This window comes from Streptomyces sp. CHD11 (assembly GCF_018638295.1).
Taxonomy (GTDB): Bacteria; Actinomycetota; Actinomycetes; order Streptomycetales; family Streptomycetaceae; genus Streptomyces.
Genome location: NZ_JABTTS010000031.1, coordinates 17,576 through 35,375, shown reverse-complemented (window position 1 = coordinate 35,375; position 17,800 = coordinate 17,576). Strand labels below are relative to the sequence as shown.

General features: G+C 73.7%; 13 protein-coding genes. 9 read left to right on the top strand and 4 right to left on the bottom strand.

The window, feature by feature from the left end:
* Nucleotides 1-56: 56 nt before the first annotated feature.
* Entirely contained in the window at nt 57-1,610 is a 1,554-nt protein-coding gene (locus tag HTV45_RS27455) for an alpha/beta fold hydrolase (RefSeq protein WP_215208587.1), read from the top strand.
* Nucleotides 1,611-2,053: 443 nt separating this feature from the next.
* On the opposite strand, the gene HTV45_RS27450 is transcribed toward HTV45_RS27455, so the two are convergent.
* Nucleotides 2,054-3,370 (bottom strand): nucleotide disphospho-sugar-binding domain-containing protein, encoded by a 1,317-nt coding sequence (locus HTV45_RS27450; protein ID WP_215208586.1) that lies wholly within the window; start codon nt 3,368-3,370, stop codon nt 2,054-2,056.
* Between the two features lie 457 nt (nt 3,371-3,827).
* Between HTV45_RS27450 and HTV45_RS35080 the strand changes: the two genes are divergently transcribed.
* From HTV45_RS35080 to HTV45_RS27420, 6 genes are all read left to right on the top strand, one after another.
* Nucleotides 3,828-5,177, top strand: coding sequence for a formylglycine-generating enzyme family protein (locus tag HTV45_RS35080; protein ID WP_215208585.1), 1,350 nt, complete (start codon nt 3,828-3,830; stop codon nt 5,175-5,177).
* The gene (locus HTV45_RS27440) at nt 5,174-5,953 is read left to right on the top strand and encodes a phytanoyl-CoA dioxygenase family protein (RefSeq protein WP_215208584.1); all 780 of its coding nucleotides are present in this window, start codon (nt 5,174-5,176) and stop codon (nt 5,951-5,953) included. The genes HTV45_RS35080 and HTV45_RS27440 overlap by 4 nt, the downstream gene beginning before the upstream one ends.
* The gene (locus HTV45_RS34895; RefSeq protein ID WP_215208583.1) at nt 5,950-7,344 is read left to right on the top strand and encodes an SUMF1/EgtB/PvdO family nonheme iron enzyme; all 1,395 of its coding nucleotides are present in this window, start codon (nt 5,950-5,952) and stop codon (nt 7,342-7,344) included. The genes HTV45_RS27440 and HTV45_RS34895 overlap by 4 nt, the downstream gene beginning before the upstream one ends.
* The gene (locus HTV45_RS27430; protein ID WP_215208582.1) at nt 7,341-8,630 is read left to right on the top strand and encodes an MFS transporter; all 1,290 of its coding nucleotides are present in this window, start codon (nt 7,341-7,343) and stop codon (nt 8,628-8,630) included. The genes HTV45_RS34895 and HTV45_RS27430 overlap by 4 nt, the downstream gene beginning before the upstream one ends.
* A gap of 117 nt (nt 8,631-8,747) precedes the next feature.
* Nucleotides 8,748-9,248, top strand: coding sequence for a pyridoxamine 5'-phosphate oxidase family protein (locus HTV45_RS27425; RefSeq protein ID WP_215208581.1), 501 nt, complete (start codon nt 8,748-8,750; stop codon nt 9,246-9,248).
* 157 nt (nt 9,249-9,405) lie between these two features.
* Nucleotides 9,406-11,157 (top strand): FAD-dependent monooxygenase, encoded by a 1,752-nt coding sequence (locus tag HTV45_RS27420; protein ID WP_215208580.1) that lies wholly within the window; start codon nt 9,406-9,408, stop codon nt 11,155-11,157.
* Between the two features lie 75 nt (nt 11,158-11,232).
* On the opposite strand, the gene hemG is transcribed toward HTV45_RS27420, so the two are convergent.
* The 3 genes from hemG to HTV45_RS27405 form a co-directional block, all read right to left on the bottom strand.
* Nucleotides 11,233-12,711, bottom strand: coding sequence for a protoporphyrinogen oxidase (hemG, locus tag HTV45_RS27415; protein ID WP_215208579.1), 1,479 nt, complete (start codon nt 12,709-12,711; stop codon nt 11,233-11,235).
* A gap of 115 nt (nt 12,712-12,826) precedes the next feature.
* On the bottom strand, nt 12,827-14,296 hold the full coding sequence (locus HTV45_RS27410) for an FAD-dependent monooxygenase (protein WP_215208578.1): 1,470 nt from the start codon (nt 14,294-14,296) through the stop codon (nt 12,827-12,829).
* Between the two features lie 35 nt (nt 14,297-14,331).
* The gene (locus tag HTV45_RS27405) at nt 14,332-15,813 is read right to left on the bottom strand and encodes an FAD-dependent monooxygenase (RefSeq protein ID WP_215208577.1); all 1,482 of its coding nucleotides are present in this window, start codon (nt 15,811-15,813) and stop codon (nt 14,332-14,334) included.
* Nucleotides 15,814-16,077: 264 nt separating this feature from the next.
* On the opposite strand from HTV45_RS27405, the gene HTV45_RS27400 reads away from it, so the two are divergent.
* Complete coding sequence (locus HTV45_RS27400) at nt 16,078-16,806, top strand: SDR family oxidoreductase (RefSeq protein ID WP_215208576.1); 729 nt, start codon at nt 16,078-16,080, stop codon at nt 16,804-16,806.
* 95 nt (nt 16,807-16,901) lie between these two features.
* Nucleotides 16,902-17,780, top strand: coding sequence for an NmrA/HSCARG family protein (locus HTV45_RS27395; RefSeq protein WP_215208575.1), 879 nt, complete (start codon nt 16,902-16,904; stop codon nt 17,778-17,780).
* Nucleotides 17,781-17,800 lie beyond the last annotated feature (20 nt).

The window sequence follows — 17,800 nt, the reverse complement described above, 5'->3', positions numbered from 1 at the left end:
GCGTCCGACAGGCCGGTGCCACGCTGCCAGCGCGCTGAATTCAGGAGGGGAATCACGTGAGAAAGCTTGCGTTGGTCACAACGGTGATCGCGGCAGCCCTGGTGGGCTCGGCCGTGATCCCGGTCGCGGCGGCGGACGAGGCGGTCCACCGGGCCGCCGGCAGCATCGACTGGGTGCCGTGTCCGGGCGGGGACCCGGTCCTCGGCGACATGCTCGAGGGCCTGGAGTGCGGCTCGGTGCGGGTGCCGCTCGACTACGACGCCCCCAGGGGCGAGAAGATCAGCCTGGCGCTGACCCGGGCCAAGCACACCGTCCCCGACAGCGAGTACAAGGGCGTCGTCGTGCTCAACCGCGGCCAGTGGCCCGGCGGCATCGGCCGTGACCTGCCCACCCGGTACGCCCAGGGCACCACCGGGCTGGCCCAGGACGTCGGCGGCGCCTACGACTGGATCGGCTTCGACCCGCGCGGCGTCGGCGCCAGCGAGCCGTCCGTCGTCTGCGACAGCGACTACCTCGACCCCGGGCAGGCCCAGCCGGACCCGGTGCCGTCCACGCCCGCCGCCGAGCGGGAGTGGGTGGAGCGGGCCCGCGCGTACGCCGAGAGCTGCGGCGACACGTACGGCGACGTGCTGAAGCACCTGAGCACCGAGGACGCGGCGCGCGACCTCGACCGGATGCGCGTCGCGCTCGGCCAGGAGAAGATCACCTACTTCGGCACCGACTGGGGCACCTACCTCGGCTCGCAGTACGCCACGCTCTTCCCGCGGCGGGTGGAGCGGATGGTGCTGGACAGCGTGGTGCGCCCCAGCGGCGTGGGGTACCGCAACAGCCTGAGCAAGAACGTGACGTCCGAGCGCAACGCCGGGATCTTCTTCGCCTGGGTCGCCGAGTACGACGACGTCTACCACCTGGGCACGACCGCGGCCGAGGTCGAGGCGAGCTACTACGAGGGACAGGACGCGCTCCGCGCGGCGCCCGTCGACGGCAGGATCGGCCCGTCCGAGTGGTCCGACGTCTTCGAACCGGTCGTCTACCGCAGCTGGACCTGGCTCTCCCGTGCCAAGATCCTCTCCGACTGGGTGGTGAACGGGGACCCGGCCTCGCTGCGGGCCAACTACTCACCGCCGGGCTTCCCGCACCAGAACCGGCACGCGATGACCAACGCGGTCAACTGCCTCGACGGCCCCTGGCCGACCGACTGGAAGAAGTGGCACCGCAGCCACTCCCGCCAGTACGACGCCGGCAACCGGTTCCTGACCTGGACCAACGCCTGGTACAACGCTCCGTGCGCCTTCTGGCCGCAGTCCGCGAAGAGCGAGCCGGCCGAGGTCGGCCACCGCAAGGTGGACGTCCTGCTGGTGCAGCCCCAGTTCGACACCGCGCACGGGGTGGCCGGCGCCGTCGAGACGCACCGGCTGTTCCCGAACTCCCGGCTGGTCCTGGAGCGGGGCGGTCACAACGTCGGCGCGGCGCTGTCGGCGAACAACAACGCCTGCCTCAACGAGTACGTCGGCGACTTCCTGAGGGACGGCACCCGTCCGGACTCCCGCCGGGGCGTCGACGCCGTCTGCCAGGCGTCACCGGACCCGGTCCCGGCCCCGGCGTCCTGACCGGCCGTACCCGCCACGCCCCGCCACGCCCTTCGGGCCTCGCACGGTCGCCGTGCGGGGTTCGACCGGTTCCTTCGCGGGGGCGGGTCGGGCACCGGGCCGGACTCCTGCCGGGGGTCGTGGCCGTCTGCGAGGCGTCACCGGTCCCGGTCCCGGTCCCGGCGTCCTGACTGGCCGTACCCGCCACACCGCCACATCGCCACGCCCTTCGGGCCCCGCACGGTCGCCGTGCGGGGTTCGACCGGTCCCTTCGCGGGGGCGGGTCGGGCACCGGGCCGGACTCCTGCCGGGGGTCGAGGCCGTCTGCGAGGCGTCACCGGACCTGGTGCCGGTCCCGGCGTCCTGACTGGCCGTACCCGCCACACCGCCACATCGCCACGCCCTTCGGGCCCCGCACGGTCTCCGTGCGGGGCCCGACCGGTCCGTCCGGTCCGTTCGCGGGGTCAGCGCGGGGCGGGCACCGGGCCGGCCCGGCGGGCGGCGACCACGTCCTCCAGCGTGCGCGCCAGCTCGCCCGGCGAGGGCAGGGCCAGTGTCTCCTCGCCCAGGCGGCGGGCGTTGGCGCGCAGGTCCGGGTCCCCGAGCAGGCGGAGCAGCGCGGCACGGACCGCGGGTCCGTCCGCCTGAGCGGGTGTCATGGCCAGCCCCGCGCCCGCGCGCTCGAGGCAGCCGAACTTCAGCGGGGCGTCGAACGCCCGGCCGATCAGCAGCTGGGGAACGCCGTGGCGCAGGGCGCAGCCGAACGACCAGGTGCCGCCGTGGTGCACCACCGCCGAGCAGGTCGGCAGCACCTCGGACAGGGGAACGGACTCCACCGCACGGGTGTTGGCCGGCACCTCGCGCAGCTCCCGCCGGGTGTGCGGCGGCAGGGCCAGGATCAGTTCCATCTCCAGACCTGCCACCGAGTCGAGGATCTCCTGGACGCGCTCGACGGGCAGCAGCCGTACCGGCCCGTCGTCGAGCGAGTCGCCGAAGGTCATCAGGACCCGCGGCAGGCGTGGCGGCCCGGCGAGCCATCCGGGCACGACGGCCGAGCCGTTGTAGGGGACGAACTGCACGGGAAGCGTGTCCGGCCGCGGGTCGGGCCGGAACGCCTCGGGGAACGGGGCGATGGTGAACTGCCCGTTGACCAGCTCCTCGGAGAACTCCACGCCGTACCGCGCGGACCAGCCGGCCAGCCAGTCGCGCAGCGTGTCGGCGCGCCGCTGTGGCGGCCGGCGGGCCTTGGCGTGCAGGAAGTCCTCCCGCAGACGGGCGTAGACGTCGACGGAGTACAGCACCCGGGCGTGGGCCGCGCCCACCGCGGCGGCGGCCACCGCCCCCGCGAAGGCCTTCGCGCCCCAGAGCACCAGATCCGGCCGCCAGGCGCGGGCGGCGGCGACCAGGTCCTCCATCATCGGGTCGTTGGATCTCCGGGCCTGCGGCAGCACCAGGTCGTCGACGACCCTGGAGGCCTGCTCCCAGCTCAGCCGCTCGCGGTCCGGCCGTGGGTCGAACAGCGGCTCCAGGCCCTCCCGCGGGGCCCTCCTCGCGGCGGCGGCGCGCTGCGCGGACTGGCGCCGGTCGCGCTCCGCGCGGACCCGCGGGGTCTCACCGGGCCCGACGCCCAGAGCCGTCAGGCCGGCCCCGGTGACGGCGTCGAGGAGGTCGGGCCGGCCGGCCACGCGCACCTCGTGACCGGCCGCGCGCAGCGACCACGCCAGCGGCACCAGGTTGTACAGATGAGTCTTCCAGGGAAACGGCACGACGAGAACGCGCACGCCGCACTCCTCTCGAATTGTGGGGGGTGGAATGGAACGCACCCAGGAGAATGGCCCCCGAACCCGCCGTTCAACCGCTGAATCGACGCGGTTGAACAAGCCGTTCCGCGCGGTCAAAAGACCGTAAAGATTCGTGAACTTGACAGAGCGGATCGCTGAAAGGGACCGTCGGTGCACTCGGTTGCCGATTCAGCATCAGGAGGTGAAACAGATGAAGACGCTTCGTCAGTGGAACGCTCTGCGCTCGCAGCGCAAGGGCGGTGTCCGCCCGGCCGGCACGCACTTCAAGTGGGCGGCCTGATCAGGGCAGGCTCTGAGTCTGTGGAGGGCCGTACGGGCCCTCCACAGACTGGGTTTGCGACCTCAGAAATCACTGACCCGGGCAATCGAGGTGGAACCAGTGCACCGATGGAGTTACGAGCGCTTTTCCGTTGAACAGAAAACCCTGAGTGGGCTGGTGGACCGTTTCCTGGCCCACGAGCCGTGGCAGAAATCCCGCGATCCGCTGACCGACCGGGAACGCGCCGAACTGCGGGAGACGATCGCGGGATTCCGGCACCCCCGGATCGTCGAGGAACTCTGTGCGCTGGCGGCCACCCACCCGCGCGCGGACGTCCGCCTGTCGGTGCTCGAGGGCGTCGAACCGTTCCTGGCCACCCATCCCGCGGCGCGCGAGTTCCTGGTCTGGCTGCTCGGCGACGACGAGGACTTCGTGGTGTTCACCGCCGCGAGGATCGCCGGCCGGCACCGCGTCGGCGAGGCCTACGAGGAACTGGTGCACATCACAGGGCCGGCCGAGGCGGGCCTCTTCCGCAGCACCAAACCGGTGGGCATCGGGGCCGCGGTCGTGGCCAGGGCGATGGACCGGATCCTGGGGGCCGATGACCGCGCGGCCCGGCTGGGCATCGAGCGGGAGCACTCCGGGACCGGGCAGCTGCCGCCGGAGACCGCGCTGGACGAGCACTGGGACTACGACCCGGAGAACCTGCCCCCCGTCCCCGACGGCATGGTGCGCGTCCCGGGCTCGGAGTTCGTGGTCGGCATCGGCATGGACGACGTCGTGCATCCGCTGTACGACGTGGACGACGCGGTCCCCCGGCAGACCCGCCACCTGCCCGACTTCCTCATCGACCGGTACCCGGTGACCAACCGGCAGTACGACGCGTGGGCGGACGGCCCGCAGGCCGCCGAGCACGCGCTCTGCCACCCCGACGAGCCCGAGGGCAAGGACCACCGCCGCGGGATCGCCGGCGACACCCGGTTCGGCCCCGACCACCCCGCGACGGGCGTCGACTGGTTCGACGCCTACGCCTACCTCGCCCACCTCGGGAAGCGGCTGCCGACCGAACTGGAGTGGGAGAAGGCCGCACGCGGCGAGCGGGGATCGCGCTATCCGTGGGGCGACGAGTTCGACCCGGACGCCCTGAGGTGGTTCGGCGCCTCCTTCGGACCGGCGCGGAGCCTGGAACACTGGCGCGACGTCCTGAGCACCTTCGACGACAGGACCCCCGCGGTCACCACCGTCCCGGTCGGCTCCCACCCCAGGAACGTCAGCGCCTACGGAGTCGCGGACCTGGTCGGGAACTGCTGGGAGTGGACGGACACCAACTTCTTCACCCGCGACCGGATGAAACCGATGATCTCCGGCAGGCCCCGTACCGAATGGGCGACGGCCGAGGAGACCTCGGTGGTCATCCGGGGCGGCGCGTGGACCTCCATGCGGGAGCAGGTCACGGCGTACTTCCGCGGCAAGGACCTCTTCACGGACCGGCACAACGAGATCGGCTTCCGGGGGGTGATCCGGTGACTTCCCCGCAGCGCATCCCGCGCTTCACCTACGACGGCACGGTGACGGCGGAACAACGCGCCTTCTACGAGCAGTACGGGTTCGTCGTCTACCGCGGCGTGTTCGACGCGCAGGACGTGGACGTCATCCGGCGCGACGCCGAACGCCTGGAGCGCGACACCCTCGAGGGGAAGGTGCCGGCCGAGCACCGCGACCGGGTGATCAAGCCGTCGTACGACGAGGACGGCCGGGCGACCCTGCACCGGCTGCCCTATTTCACCCTGCACTGCGACGCCACCCGGGACCTGATCGGGCGCCGGAACCTGGACGCGCTCGGCCCCGGTCTGCTGGGCGGGCCGACCTGGCGGTTCGAGGACGCCATCGACGGAGCCGTGTGGCAGATGAAGCGCGGCAGGCGCAGCTCGTACAGCGCGCTGGACTGGCACCTCGACTTCCCGCACGACCTCCCGGTGACCCCGCTGGTGAACGTGGGCATCTACCTGGACGACGCCACCGTCCGTAACGGCTGCCTGGTCCTGGTGCCCGGCTCCCACCGCTACCCGCCGCGGCGCCTGGAGCCCGAAGGGCTTCCGCTCGAGGCGGAGGCGGGCGACGTCATCTGCCACACCTACAACATCCTCCACCACTCGGGTCCGGTGCTGGACGACACCAGCCGGGCGACGCTGTACGTGTACTACTCGGCGGGCCAGAAGCCCACGGCGGGCACGGAGTACAGCCACCGGGCGGGCGAGGACTTCGCCAGCATGATCACCGGAGCGGAGGCCGGCACGCGATGACGATCACCGAGCAGTTCTCCCCCGGCCCCGCAGCCTCGGACGTCCCGTCCGAGGTGCTGCGGATCGCCGGCTGGACCGACGGGCCCGCGGCGGAACGCGACGCCCTGCTCGACGGCTATGTGCGCACCCTGGAACGGCTGACCGACCCGCCGCTGCTCGAGGAGTGCCTGGCGGTCGGCCTGCTGCACGACACGCCCGAGATCCGCCGGCGGGCCCTCGCGGCCGCCGTACGGCTCGCCCCGGACCTGGCGGCCGAGGCCGTCGGGTGGGCGCTGGCCGACCCGGACGAGACCGTGCGGGGGCCGGCGCTCGCGTCCCTGGCCGGGACACCGGCCCTGCGGTCCGCGGGCGGCCCGCAGGCGCTGCACACCCTGCTGGCCGTGCTCGGCCGGTCCCCGGACCAGATCGCCGCGGGCGTCGGCAACTACGTGACGGTGGCGGACGCGCACGCCATCGCCTCGGCACGGACGCTGCTCGCCGAGGCGGGGCCGGCCGAGTCGGTCCTGGACGACCTGCCCGTCCCGCTGTCGGCCGACCGGCTGCCCAGCCGGCTCTCCCTGGAGGGCATGCGGCACATCCCGGCCGGACGGCTGCGCCGCGGGACCCGCCCCGGCCGGGAACGCTCCTGGGGCGACCCGGCCGCGGCGGCCGTGGACCAGGTCGAGGTGGCGGGCTTCCACCTGGACACCCTGCCGGTCACCAACGCCGCGTACGACGCGTTCGTCGCCGACGTCGCCGCCCACGGCCACCTGTGGTGCCACCAGGACGAGCCGCGCGGCACCGACCACACCCGCTCCACCGCCGACGACCCCCGCTTCGCCGGCGACCACCCGGTGACCGGGGTCAGCTGGTACGACGCGGTGGCCTACGCCGACTGGTGCGGCAAGCGGCTGCCCACCGAGGACGAATGGGAGCGCGCCGCGCGGGGCGACGACCACCGCCACCACCCGTGGGGCGACACGTTCCGCCCGGAGCGGGTGCGGGGCCTGCACGCGGTCCTCGCGCGGGACGCGGACGGCGACCCGGACCGCGAGACGTGGCTGCGCCGGCTCGCGGACCTCCGCATCACCGAACTCCCCGCGCCGACCGGCCCGGTGAACGAGCTGCCGGGCAACGAGTCCCCCTTCGGGGTCCGGGACCTGTGCGGCAACGTGTGGGAGTGGACGTCCACCCGGTACCTGGACGGCCTCCCCCTGCGGCCGCGCTTCGGCACGATGGACCCGGGCGACCTGTGGGGCGAGTGGTCGGCCGAGGTCAGCGTCCGCGGCGGGGCGTGGAGTTCACCCCCGGCCCTGCTCACCGCCGTGAGCCGGGCGGGCAAGACGCTGGTGACCAGGAGCCCGGAGATCGGTTTCCGCTGCGCGGTGAGCGAATCCGAGGCCCAGCGGTGACGACCGGAGCACGGTGGGCGCGGCGGGTGCTGCCCGAGGGCTACACCCGCTGCCTCGCCAACCCCGACTTCCGCCGGCTCCAGCCCGGCTTCCTGGTCTCCTTCCTCGGCGACGGCATGAGCTTCGTCGGTGTGGCGTGGCTGGCCGTCGAACTGGCCGCTCCCGCCGACCGGTCCATCGTGGTGGGCCTGGCGGTCGCCGCCTACAGCCTGCCCGCCGCCATCGGCTCGCTCACGCTGGGACGCTGGCTGAGCGGACGCAACGCCAGAAGCCTGATCCTGCTCAACGCCATCCTGCGCGCCGTCGTGTTCACCCTGATCCCGGCCCTGTACTGGCTGGACCTGCTGGACGTCACCACCTACATCGCCCTGCTCGCCGCCTCCTCGGTCCTGCACGCCTGGGGGATCGCCGGACGGCAGACGTTCGTCGCCGAGACCCTGAGGGACGAGGACCGGCTGGCCGGTCACGCGCTGGTGGGCAGCCAGGAGCAGCTGTCGTTCATCATCGGGCCGCCGCTGGCCGGTCTGGTGTCCGCCGCTCTCGGGCCCGCCGCGGTGCTGGCCGGTGACGCGGTCAGCTATCTGTACCTCGCCGTCGTGTCGGCCCGGGTGCGCGGCGCCGGCAAGATCGCCCGCCGTCCGCCGGTCCCGCTGCGGCGCAGCGGCCAGACCCTCGCCCGCCACCCGGAACTGATGGGCCTGCTCGCCCTCACCTTCGTGTTCTACCTGCTGTACGGACCGATCGAGGTGGCGGTCCCGGTCCTCGTGGCCGAGGAGATGGGCGGGGACCCCACCGCGCTGGGGTGGATCTGGGGCACCTTCGGCGTCGGCGCGGTCATCGGCGCCCTGGTCGCCGGAACACTGCGGCGGCTCCCGCTGTGGCCGACCGCGCTGGCCATCGTGGCCGGCTGGGGGCTGGCGATCCTCCCCTTCGCGCACTTCGGCACGCTCGCCGCGGGCATCGTGGGCTTCGGCCTCGGCGGACTGATCTACGCGCCCTACGGGCCGGTGACGATCACCCTGCTGCAGAAGAAGGCGCCCCTGGAGGAGCTGGTGAGCCTCAGCGCCTTCCGCAGCGCGATCCTGGTGATCGCGACCCCGCTGGGCGCGGCGCTCGGCGGGCCGCTGGTCGGCGCGCTCGGGCCGGCGGGCACCATCCGGCTGTCCGGCCTGACCACCGTCGGCCTCGCCGTCGTGGGTGTGGTCCTGCTGCTGGTGGTGAGGACACGCCGGCACCGCGGAAAGCGGCAGCCGGTGTCCGGGCGGCAGCACGCCGGCCGGACCTGAGCGGCCTCCGACGGGCCGCCCGCGCCCGTACGGGCCGCCCGCACCGGCGCCGAGACCTCGGCGCCGGGCCTGCTCGGCGCCGCCGGCCATGCGCGGCGCCCGACACGAGGAGCGGCGATGAAACTCGGACAGGACGAGATGCGGAGCCGGTTCGAGGGGGAGCGGTCCGTCCGGCTGGGCACGGTCGACGAACACGGCGGCGCCCATATGGTGCCCGTCATCTTCGTGGTCGACGGCGACGTCTTCTACTCGCCGACCGACCGGCCGAAGAACGGCAACCCGCGGCCCAAGCGGCTGCGCAACCTGGACCGTGACCCGCGGGTCACGGTCCTGGCCGACCTCTACGACGACGACTGGCTGAAGGCCTGGTGGGTACGGCTGCGCGGCACCGGCCGGGTGGTCGGCGAGAGCCCGGAGCGCACCCACGCGCTCGGTCTGATCGACCGCAAGTACGCGCAGTTCGACGGCGCCCGCTACCTCGAGGACGGCGGACCGGTGCTGGCGGTGGACATCAAGGACTGGCTCGGCTGGGCCTTCAGCGACCTCCCGGCAGAGACCGGCCGGCCGCGGCGACCGCGGCGGCCGTGGCACGAGCGGTGGCGGGGGCGCTCCCGGTGACCGGTGGGCGCGGGACGTCTCCACCCGTCCTTGACCGGCGGTGGAGACGTCCTTGCCATGCTGCGAGCACTACCAAGACCGGCACGTACGGCAGTCCCCGTCACCCTGATGCGCAACGCCGGCGCGGGTCTGTCTGCCACCTTCCGAAAGGACGACCATGGGATCAGTCGAGGTTCCGGTTCTGATCGTGGGCGGTGGCGGATGTGGTCTGTCCGCCTCCGTCTTCCTGTCCGACCAGGGCGTCGATCATCTGCTGGTGGAGCGGCACCCGGACACGTCGAGGGTTCCGAAGGCGCACTACCTCAACCAGCGCACGATGGAGATCTTCCGCCAGCACTCGGTCGCCGACGACGTGCTCGCCGAGGCGGCGCCGCTGGAGAAGTTCGGCAAGGTGCGCTGGCAGACCACGCTCGCCGGCGACGGGCCGCTGGACCGGCGCCTGATCCACGAGATGGACGCCTTCGGCGGCGGTGAACTGACCGGGACCTACGCGGCGGCCGGGCCCGTACTGCCCGCCAAGCTGCCGCAGATGTGGCTGGAGCCGATCCTGCGCCGGCACGCCGAGGACCGCAATCCCGGCCGGATCCTGTTCCACCACGAGGTGACCTCCTTCTCCGACGAGGGCGACCACGTCGTCGCCGAGGTGCGCGACCTCGACACCGGGGAGATCACCACGGTCACGTCGAAGTACCTCATCGGGGCCGACGGAGGCCGCATGGTCGGAGCCGCGGTCGGCATCGAGATGCAGGGCCCGCCCGGACTGGTCAACACCACGACCGCGTACTTCTCCGCCGACCTGTCCCCGTGGTGGGAGGAGGGCACGCTCATCACGCACTTCCTCAGCCCGGAGGACCCCGACCTGTCCAGCAACCTCATCGAGATGGGGCCGAGCTGGGGCAAGCAGTGCGAGCAGTGGGGCCTGCACTTCGCCCCGGGCCCGCCCGGACGCTGGGACAACGAGACGGTCGTCCCGAGGATCCGCGAGCTGCTGCGCATCCCGGACCTGGAGGTGACGGTGCACCAGGTGACGGACTGGATCGTGCACGCGCACCTCGCCGACCGCTACCGGGTCGGCCGTGTGCTGATCGCCGGCGACGCCGCGCACCGCCAGCCCCCCGCCGTCGGCCTCGGCCTCAACACCGGCATCCAGGACGCGCACAACATCGCGTGGAAGCTGGCCGCGGTGCTCGGCGGCCGGGCCACCGAAGGCCTGATCGACACCTACGAGAGCGAACGCCGGCCCGTGGGCCGGGAGAACGTGGACTGGGCCGTGTCCGCCGCCGTCCACCACCAGGCGGTCATCGACGCCGTGGGCGCCGGCCACAACATCCCGGCGGGGCGCCGCAGGCAGCGTCTCGAGGAGTACTTCGACCCCTCGCCGCTCGGTGACACCGTGCGGGCGCGCGCCCTGGAGATCTTCCACACCCACCGCGGGGGCTGCCAGTCGCTCGACATGGAGGTCGGCTTCCACTACGAGGACGGCGCGCTCGTCCCGGACGGCAGCGAGGCGCCCGCCCGCGTCCCCATGCGCAACGAGCACCGGCCGGCGTCCCGCCCCGGGCACCGGCTGCCGCACGCCTGGATCACCCGCGACGGACGGCGCCTGTCCACCCTCGACACCACGGGCAGCACCGGCTTCACGCTGATCACGGGCCCGCAGGGGAGGCCGTGGAGCGAGGCGGCCGCGCGGGTGGCGGAGAAGTTCTCGGTCCAGGTCGTCACGGTGTGCATCGGCGACGGCGGTGAGTACGCCGACGTGGACGGCGGCTGGGAGGCCGTCCGGGGGATCACCGGCGCCGGCGCGCTCCTGGTCCGTCCCGACCAGCATGTCGCCTGGCGCGGCACGGGCGCCGCCGAGGACCCGGAGCAGGTCCTGGCGCAGGCGCTCGCCGCGGTGCTGGACCGCTGACACGCCCGGCACGACCGAAGGGGGCCGTGCCCGGTGACTCCGGGCACGGCCCCCTTCCGTATCCGCCGGGACGGCTCAGGTCCCGACCGCGACCGGACCCGCCGCGGCGTTCTGCCTCAACCGGGCCAGCACCTGGTCGGCGGCCTGGCGCGCGGAGGCCATGCACACCCCGACGCCCACACCGTCGTACAGGGCCCCGCACACCGCGAGTCCGGGCTGGGCGGCCACCGTCTCCCGGATCCGCCGCACCCGCTCGAAGTGGCCGACGGTGTACTGCGGCAGGGCGTCCTGCCAGCGGCTGACCCGGGTCGCCACCGGGGCGCCCCGGACGCCGGTGGCCTCGGCCAGTTCGGCCGTCGCCAGCGCCACCAGGCCGGCGTCGTCGCGCTGCAGCAGGTCCTCCTCGCCGAACCGCCCGATCGAGCAGCGGACGATCTCCACCTCGCCGGCCAGGTGCGGCCACTTCACCGTGGTGAACGTGACCTCCTTGACCGCCTTGTTCTCCACCGCGGGCACCCGGTAGCCGGCGTAGCCGCGGCCGGAGAGTCCGCCGGGGAACGCCGCGCGGGGGTAGGCGAGCGTGACCATCGCGACGCTCGAGTACGGCACCTCCGCGAACGCCGAGACGGCCGCGGAGGCGCCCGGGACCCCGGCGAGCAGCCGGCCCGCGGGACCGGCCGGGACGGCGACGACGACGGCGTCGGCGTCGATGTGCTCCGGTCCGGCGGCCGAGCCCACGGTCACCCGCCAGCCGCCCGCGACCCGGGTGAGCTCCCGTACGGGGGCGTCGGTGCGCACCGACGCGTCGGGAGAGGCGGCCAGCACCTGGCGTACGAGCACGGGGGGCAGCGAACCGAATCCGCCGTCCAGGGTCGCCACCCGTACCGGCGGCGGCTTCTGCCCCTCGGCGAGCACCGGCGTCAGCGAGCCCGCCGCGTCCGCGAGCGAGACGTGCGCGCGGGACGCCTTGGCCAGCGGGGTCAGCGTGGCCTCGAACGACAGGTCCGCGGCGCGGCCGGAGAACACACCGGCGAGGAACGGTTCGACGAGGCGGTCCAGGACCTCCTGGCCGAAGCGCCCGCCCACGTGGTCCGCGACCGAGACGTCGCCGTCCCGGTCGAAGGACGGCAGTACGAGGTCCTGCCGGGCCCGCTCGACGCCCTCGGCGGAGACCACGCCCGACCGGGCGAGATCGTCCATGTCGCAGGGCACGCCCATGAACTGACGGTCCGGCTGGCGCCGGATCCCGCCCCGGGTCCAGATCGCCGACGCGGTCTCGCCCGCCGACATGATCGTCCCGCCGAGTCCGGCGTCCTGGATCAGCCCGGTGGTCCTGCGCCGGTTGGCGTACAGGGACTCGGCGCCCTCGTCGACCGCGACCCCCGCCACCTCGGAGACCGACAGCTTCCCGCCGAGCCGGGACGACGCCTCCAGGACCGTCACCCGCACCGGCTCGTCGCGGAGCTGGAACGCCGCCGCCAGTCCCGCGATACCACCCCCGATGACGACCACATGGGGCTTTGCGCTCACCTGATCCTGTTCGGTGCCAGCCATTCCACCAGATCCTTCGTGGTTGGAGTCGTAGAGGCCGTCCCGGCGCCGTGCGCCCGGCGCCGGGACGGGTGCCTGGCAGTCTGACCGGAGGGACCGGCCCACCGGTCGAGAGCGCCTAGAGGGCCGTGCGGGCGGCGCCGAACCAGCGCTCGAGGGCCTGGTCGAGGTCGTCGGTGGTGCCGGGTGCGGTCCAGGCGACGTAGCCGTCGGGGCGGACGAGGACGGTGTCGGGGGTGGTGGCCGCTGTGTCGGTGGGGGTCGTGGTGACGATGTCGACGCGGTCGGTGTGGTGGCGTGCGGTGTGTGCGGCGGCGGCACCGTCGGTGGTGAGGAGGAGGCCGCGTCCGGTGCGCAGGAGTTCGGCTACGCGGGTGCGGGTGCCGTCGGGGAGGGTGAGGGTGTGGTCGGGGGGCATGCGCCGGCCGAGGAGGGGGTGATCGCCCTTGGCCAGGTCGTACCGGACGCCGAGGTTGCTCAGCATGCCGGCCGCGTACTCGGCGGCGTCCTTGTGGGCCAGCAGCTCGCCCACCACCTCGCGGACCGGATCCATCTCCTCGCCGGTGAGCCGCAGCTCGATCGCCGCGCGGGCGTTGCGCGCCAGCTGCTCGCCGACGGGCCGGCGTTCGGCGTCATAGGTGTCGAGCAGGCCCTCGGGGGCCCGGCCGCGGACCGTCGCCGCCAGCTTCCAGCCCAGGTTCACCGCGTCCTGGACACCCACGCTCAGCCCCTGCGCCATGGCCGGGGGCTGCACGTGCGCCGCGTCGCCCGCCAGGAACACCCGCCCGCGCCGGTACTCGGCGGCGGCCCGCGAGGCGTCGGTGAAGCAGCTGATCCAGCGGCACCGCCCGTGGTGGAGGGACTCGCCGGTGAGCCGCTGCCAGGCGTCGGCGAGGTCGGAGAAGGTGAGCGAGCCGCGGTCGCGCGGCGGCGGCGTACCGGCCTCGTGGACGACGACCCGGGTCACGCCGTTCTCCAGGTCCATGGCCATCACCATGCTGCCGCCCGGCAGGTTCTCGCCGATGCGCCGCTTGCGGGTGTCGATGCCGGTGACGTCGGCCGTGAGGAAACCGCGCCGGCCGTCGGTGCCGGGGAAGCCGATCCCGGCCAGTTTCCGGACGGTGCTGCGCCCGCCGTCGCAGCCGACCAGGTAGGCGGCGCTCTCCTCGCCGGGCCCGCCGGGACCGGCGAAGGAGACCACGACACCCTCGGGCGTCTGCCGCAGACCGGTCACCTCCCGGCCGCGCAGCACCGGCACGCCGAGTTCGCCCACCCACTCCTCCAGCATCCGCTCGGTGCGGAACTGGGAGACCCCCCGGTGCCCGTGGTGGTCCTCGGCCAGCATGCCGAGGTCGATCGGGATGCCGCCGAAGTGGCTGTCGGCGGGCTCGGTGGCGCCGAGACGGCCGAGCAGGCCCCGCTGGTCGAAGCACTCGGCGGTGCGCCTGGTGAAGCTCGCGCCGCGCGACTGGCGCGTCGGGGCGGGCAGCGCCTCGTGGACGACGACGTCCACGCCGCGGAGCTTGAGTTCGCCCGCCGTCATCAGCCCGACCGGGCCGGCCCCGACGACGATGACATCCCTGGCCATGTGTCTGCTCCTCTTCGATGGGTCTCGCCGGGCGCTCACCGGTCGGCGTACTGCGGGGTGGCGGCGCCGAACCAGCGCTCGAGGGCCTGGTCGAGGTCGTCGGTGGTGCCGGGTGCGGTCCAGGCGACGTAGCCGTCGGGGCGGACGAGGACGGTGTCGGGGGTGGTGGCGGCTGTGTCGGTGGGGGGCGCGGTGACGATGTCGACGCGGTCGGTGTGGTGGCGTGCGGTGTGGGCGGTGGTCTCGTCGGTGGTGAGGAGGAGGCCGCGTCCGGTGCGCAGGAGTTCGGCGACGCGGGTGCGGGTGCCGTCGGGGAGGGTGAGGGTGTGGTCGGGGGGCATGCGCCGGCCGAGCAGGGGGTGGTCGCCCTTGGCCAGGTCGTAGCGGACCCCGAGACCGCTCACGACTCCGGCGGCCTGCTCGGCGGCGTCCTTGTGGGCCAGCAGCTCGCCCACCACCTCGCGGACCGGGTCCATGGCCTCGTCACCGAGGTAGAGCCTGGACGCCGCGCGGGCGTTGCGGATCAACTGCTCGCCGACCGGACGGCGTTCGGCGTGATAGGTGTCGAGCAGGCCCTCGGGGGCCCGGCCGCGGACCGTCGCCGCCAGCTTCCAGCCCAGGTTCACCGCGTCCTGCAGCCCGGCGCTCAGTCCCCACGCGGCCAGCGGCGGGATCTCGTGCGCCGCGTCGCCCGCCAGGAACACCCGCCCGCGCCGGTACTCCGCGGCCAGCGCGGCCGAGTTGCCGCACGCCCACAGCCACTCGCAGTGCGCGCCGTCGATCGACTCGCCGGTCAGCCGCCGCCACGCGTCGGCGACCTCGGAGAACGTCAGCGCGCCCGGCTCCGGACGGGCGGGCAGGTCCGGGTCGTGGACGACCACCCGGCAGCGGCCCCCGCCCAGCGGGGTGCACACCACCATGCGGCCGCCCGGGAGCCGTTCGCCGATCGGCCGGGGGCGCGGGCCGGCACCGGTGATCTCCGCGGTGTACATGCCCCGGGTGGGCTCCCAGTCCCGGGTGGGGATGCCGGCCAGCGCGCGCACGGTACTGCCCGCCCCGTCGCACCCCGCCACGTACCCGGCACTCTCCTCGCCGGGCCCGCCGGGACCGGTGAAGGACACCACGACACCCTCCGGCGTCTGCCGCAGACCGGTCACCTCGCGGCCGCGCAGCACCGGCACGCCGAGGTCGGCCAGCCAGCCGCCCAGCGCCTGCTCGGTCCTGGCCTGGGACAGGCCCAGCACCCCGCTGTGGTCCTCGTCGAGCATGCCGAGGTCGAAGCGGACCCCGCCGAAGTGGCCCATCGGGCCCCACCGGAAGCCACCCAGCCGGTCCAGCAGTCCGCGCTGCGCCAGCGACTCCGCCGCCCGCCGGTTGAAGCCGAGTGCCCGGGACTCCCCGGCCGGCGCGGGCAGCCTGTCGTAGACGGCCACCTCCACTCCGCCCAGGCGGAGCTCCCCGGCCAGCATCAGGCCGGCCGGCCCCGCACCGACCACGATGACGTCAGTCTTCTTCATTTGGTGAGGCCCTCTGCGCTGTGGCAATGGTTGGCCTTCGTGAAGCTACTCAGGACGATGTCCGGCCGCAACGATTCCGAATTCCGCGGGCGCGGGCGGAGCGTTCGACCGCTTATTCGGCGCCTTTGAACGCGGGCGCTTCTGAACACGGCGGTGAACGCTTGAACGTGGAGAGCGCACCGCAGCAATATCGTCGGGTGTCTTCGCTTTTCGCTTCTTCCCACGGCGAATACGCGCATGACCGGCCGCAGAAAGGAAACCGACGTGACGGTCGAGAAGGTCGCCCTGGTCACCGGTGCCAACAAGGGCATCGGTCTGGCCGCCGCACGGCAACTCGGTGAGCGGGGGATCACCGTCCTGGTCGGCGCGCGGGACGAGGTGCTCGGCAAGCAGGCCGCCGACGCGCTGGCCGCCGACGGCATCGCCGCGACGCCGCTGAGGCTCGACGTGACGGACCCGGCCTGCGTGGCCGGAGCCGCCCGCGAGATCGAACGGCGCCACGGACGCCTGGACATCCTGGTCAACAACGCCGGTACGGCCGGAGGCTTCACCGGCGCGCCGAGCGAGGCGAGCGCGGCCGACCTGCGGGAGGTCTACGAGACCAACGTCTTCGGCGTGGTCACCGTGACCGGCGCGATGCTGCCGCTGCTGCGCCGCTCCCCGGCCGGGCGCGTCGTCAACCTGTCCAGCCACGTGGGGTCGCTGACCCTGAACGCGGACCCCGGCTCCCCGCTGGCGCACGTCAGCATGATCGCCTACCAGTCCTCCAAGACCGCCCTGAACGCGCTCACGGTCGCGTACGCGAAAGAGCTGCGGGGGACCCCGGTCAAGGTCAACGCGGCCCTGCCCGGAGTGGTGGCCACCGACATCAACCACCACCGCGGCAGCCGCACGCCCGCGGAAGGGGCCGCGATCGTGGTCCGGCTCGCCCTGCTCGACGAGGACGGCCCGTCCGGGGCGTGCCTGGCGGACGAGGGGCCCGTCCCCTGGTAGCGCCCGGCCCCCGACGCACGGCGGCCGCCCCGCGGCCGCCGCATCCGACCGCACCGCCGGGCCGGCCCCGGCGGGCACGAGACTTGGAGACAACAGTGGCGCTAGACGAGACGATCCTGGTGCTGGGCGGTACCGGCCGGCAGGGCGGGGCGGTGACCCGCGAACTGCTGCGGCGCGGGCACACCGTGCACGCCCTGGTCCGCGACCCCGCCGCCGCGCGGGCGAGGGAGCTCCAGGAGGCGGGAGCGGTCCTGGTCCGCGGAGACATGGACGACGAGGCGTCGCTGACGGCGGCCATGCGGGGCGTCCACGGAGTGTTCAGCGTCCAGACCTTCCGCGGCCCCGGCGGCGTCGAGGCCGAGGAACGCCAGGCCAGGGCGGTGGCCGACGCCGCGGTACGGGCCGGGGTGCGGCACTTCGTCTACAGCTCGGTCGGCGGTGCGGACCGCGACACCCGGGTCCCGCACTTCGAGAGCAAGCACCGCACCGAGCAGTACCTGCGCACCCTCGACCTGCCGACGACGGTGCTGCGGCCGGTCATGTTCCACGACATCCTGCTCGACATCGCCCCGCGCCCGGTCGAGGGCGAACTGGTGCTCGCCATGTGGCTGGACCCCGGGACCCCGGTGCAGCTCATCGCGACCAGTGACATCGGCGTGTTCGCGGCGGACGCCTTCGAGGACCCGGACGCCTGGCTCGGGCAGGTGGTCGAGATCGCCGGCGACTGCCTGACCGGACCGCAGATGGCCGCGGCGTTCGCGTCGGTCGCCGGCGTCCCGGTCCGCTACCAGCGGCTGCCGATCGAGCCGCTGCGCTCGGCCCGCCCCGATCTCGCCAACATGTTCGACTGGTTCGAGCGGGACGGCTACCGCGCCGACCTCGAGCGACTGCGCAGCAACCGGCCCGGCCTCGTCTCCCTGGAGAGCTGGCTGGCCGGCAACTGGACGGCCCCCGTGGCCGCGGCGGGCCGCTGAGAGCGGCCTCAGGGGGAGCG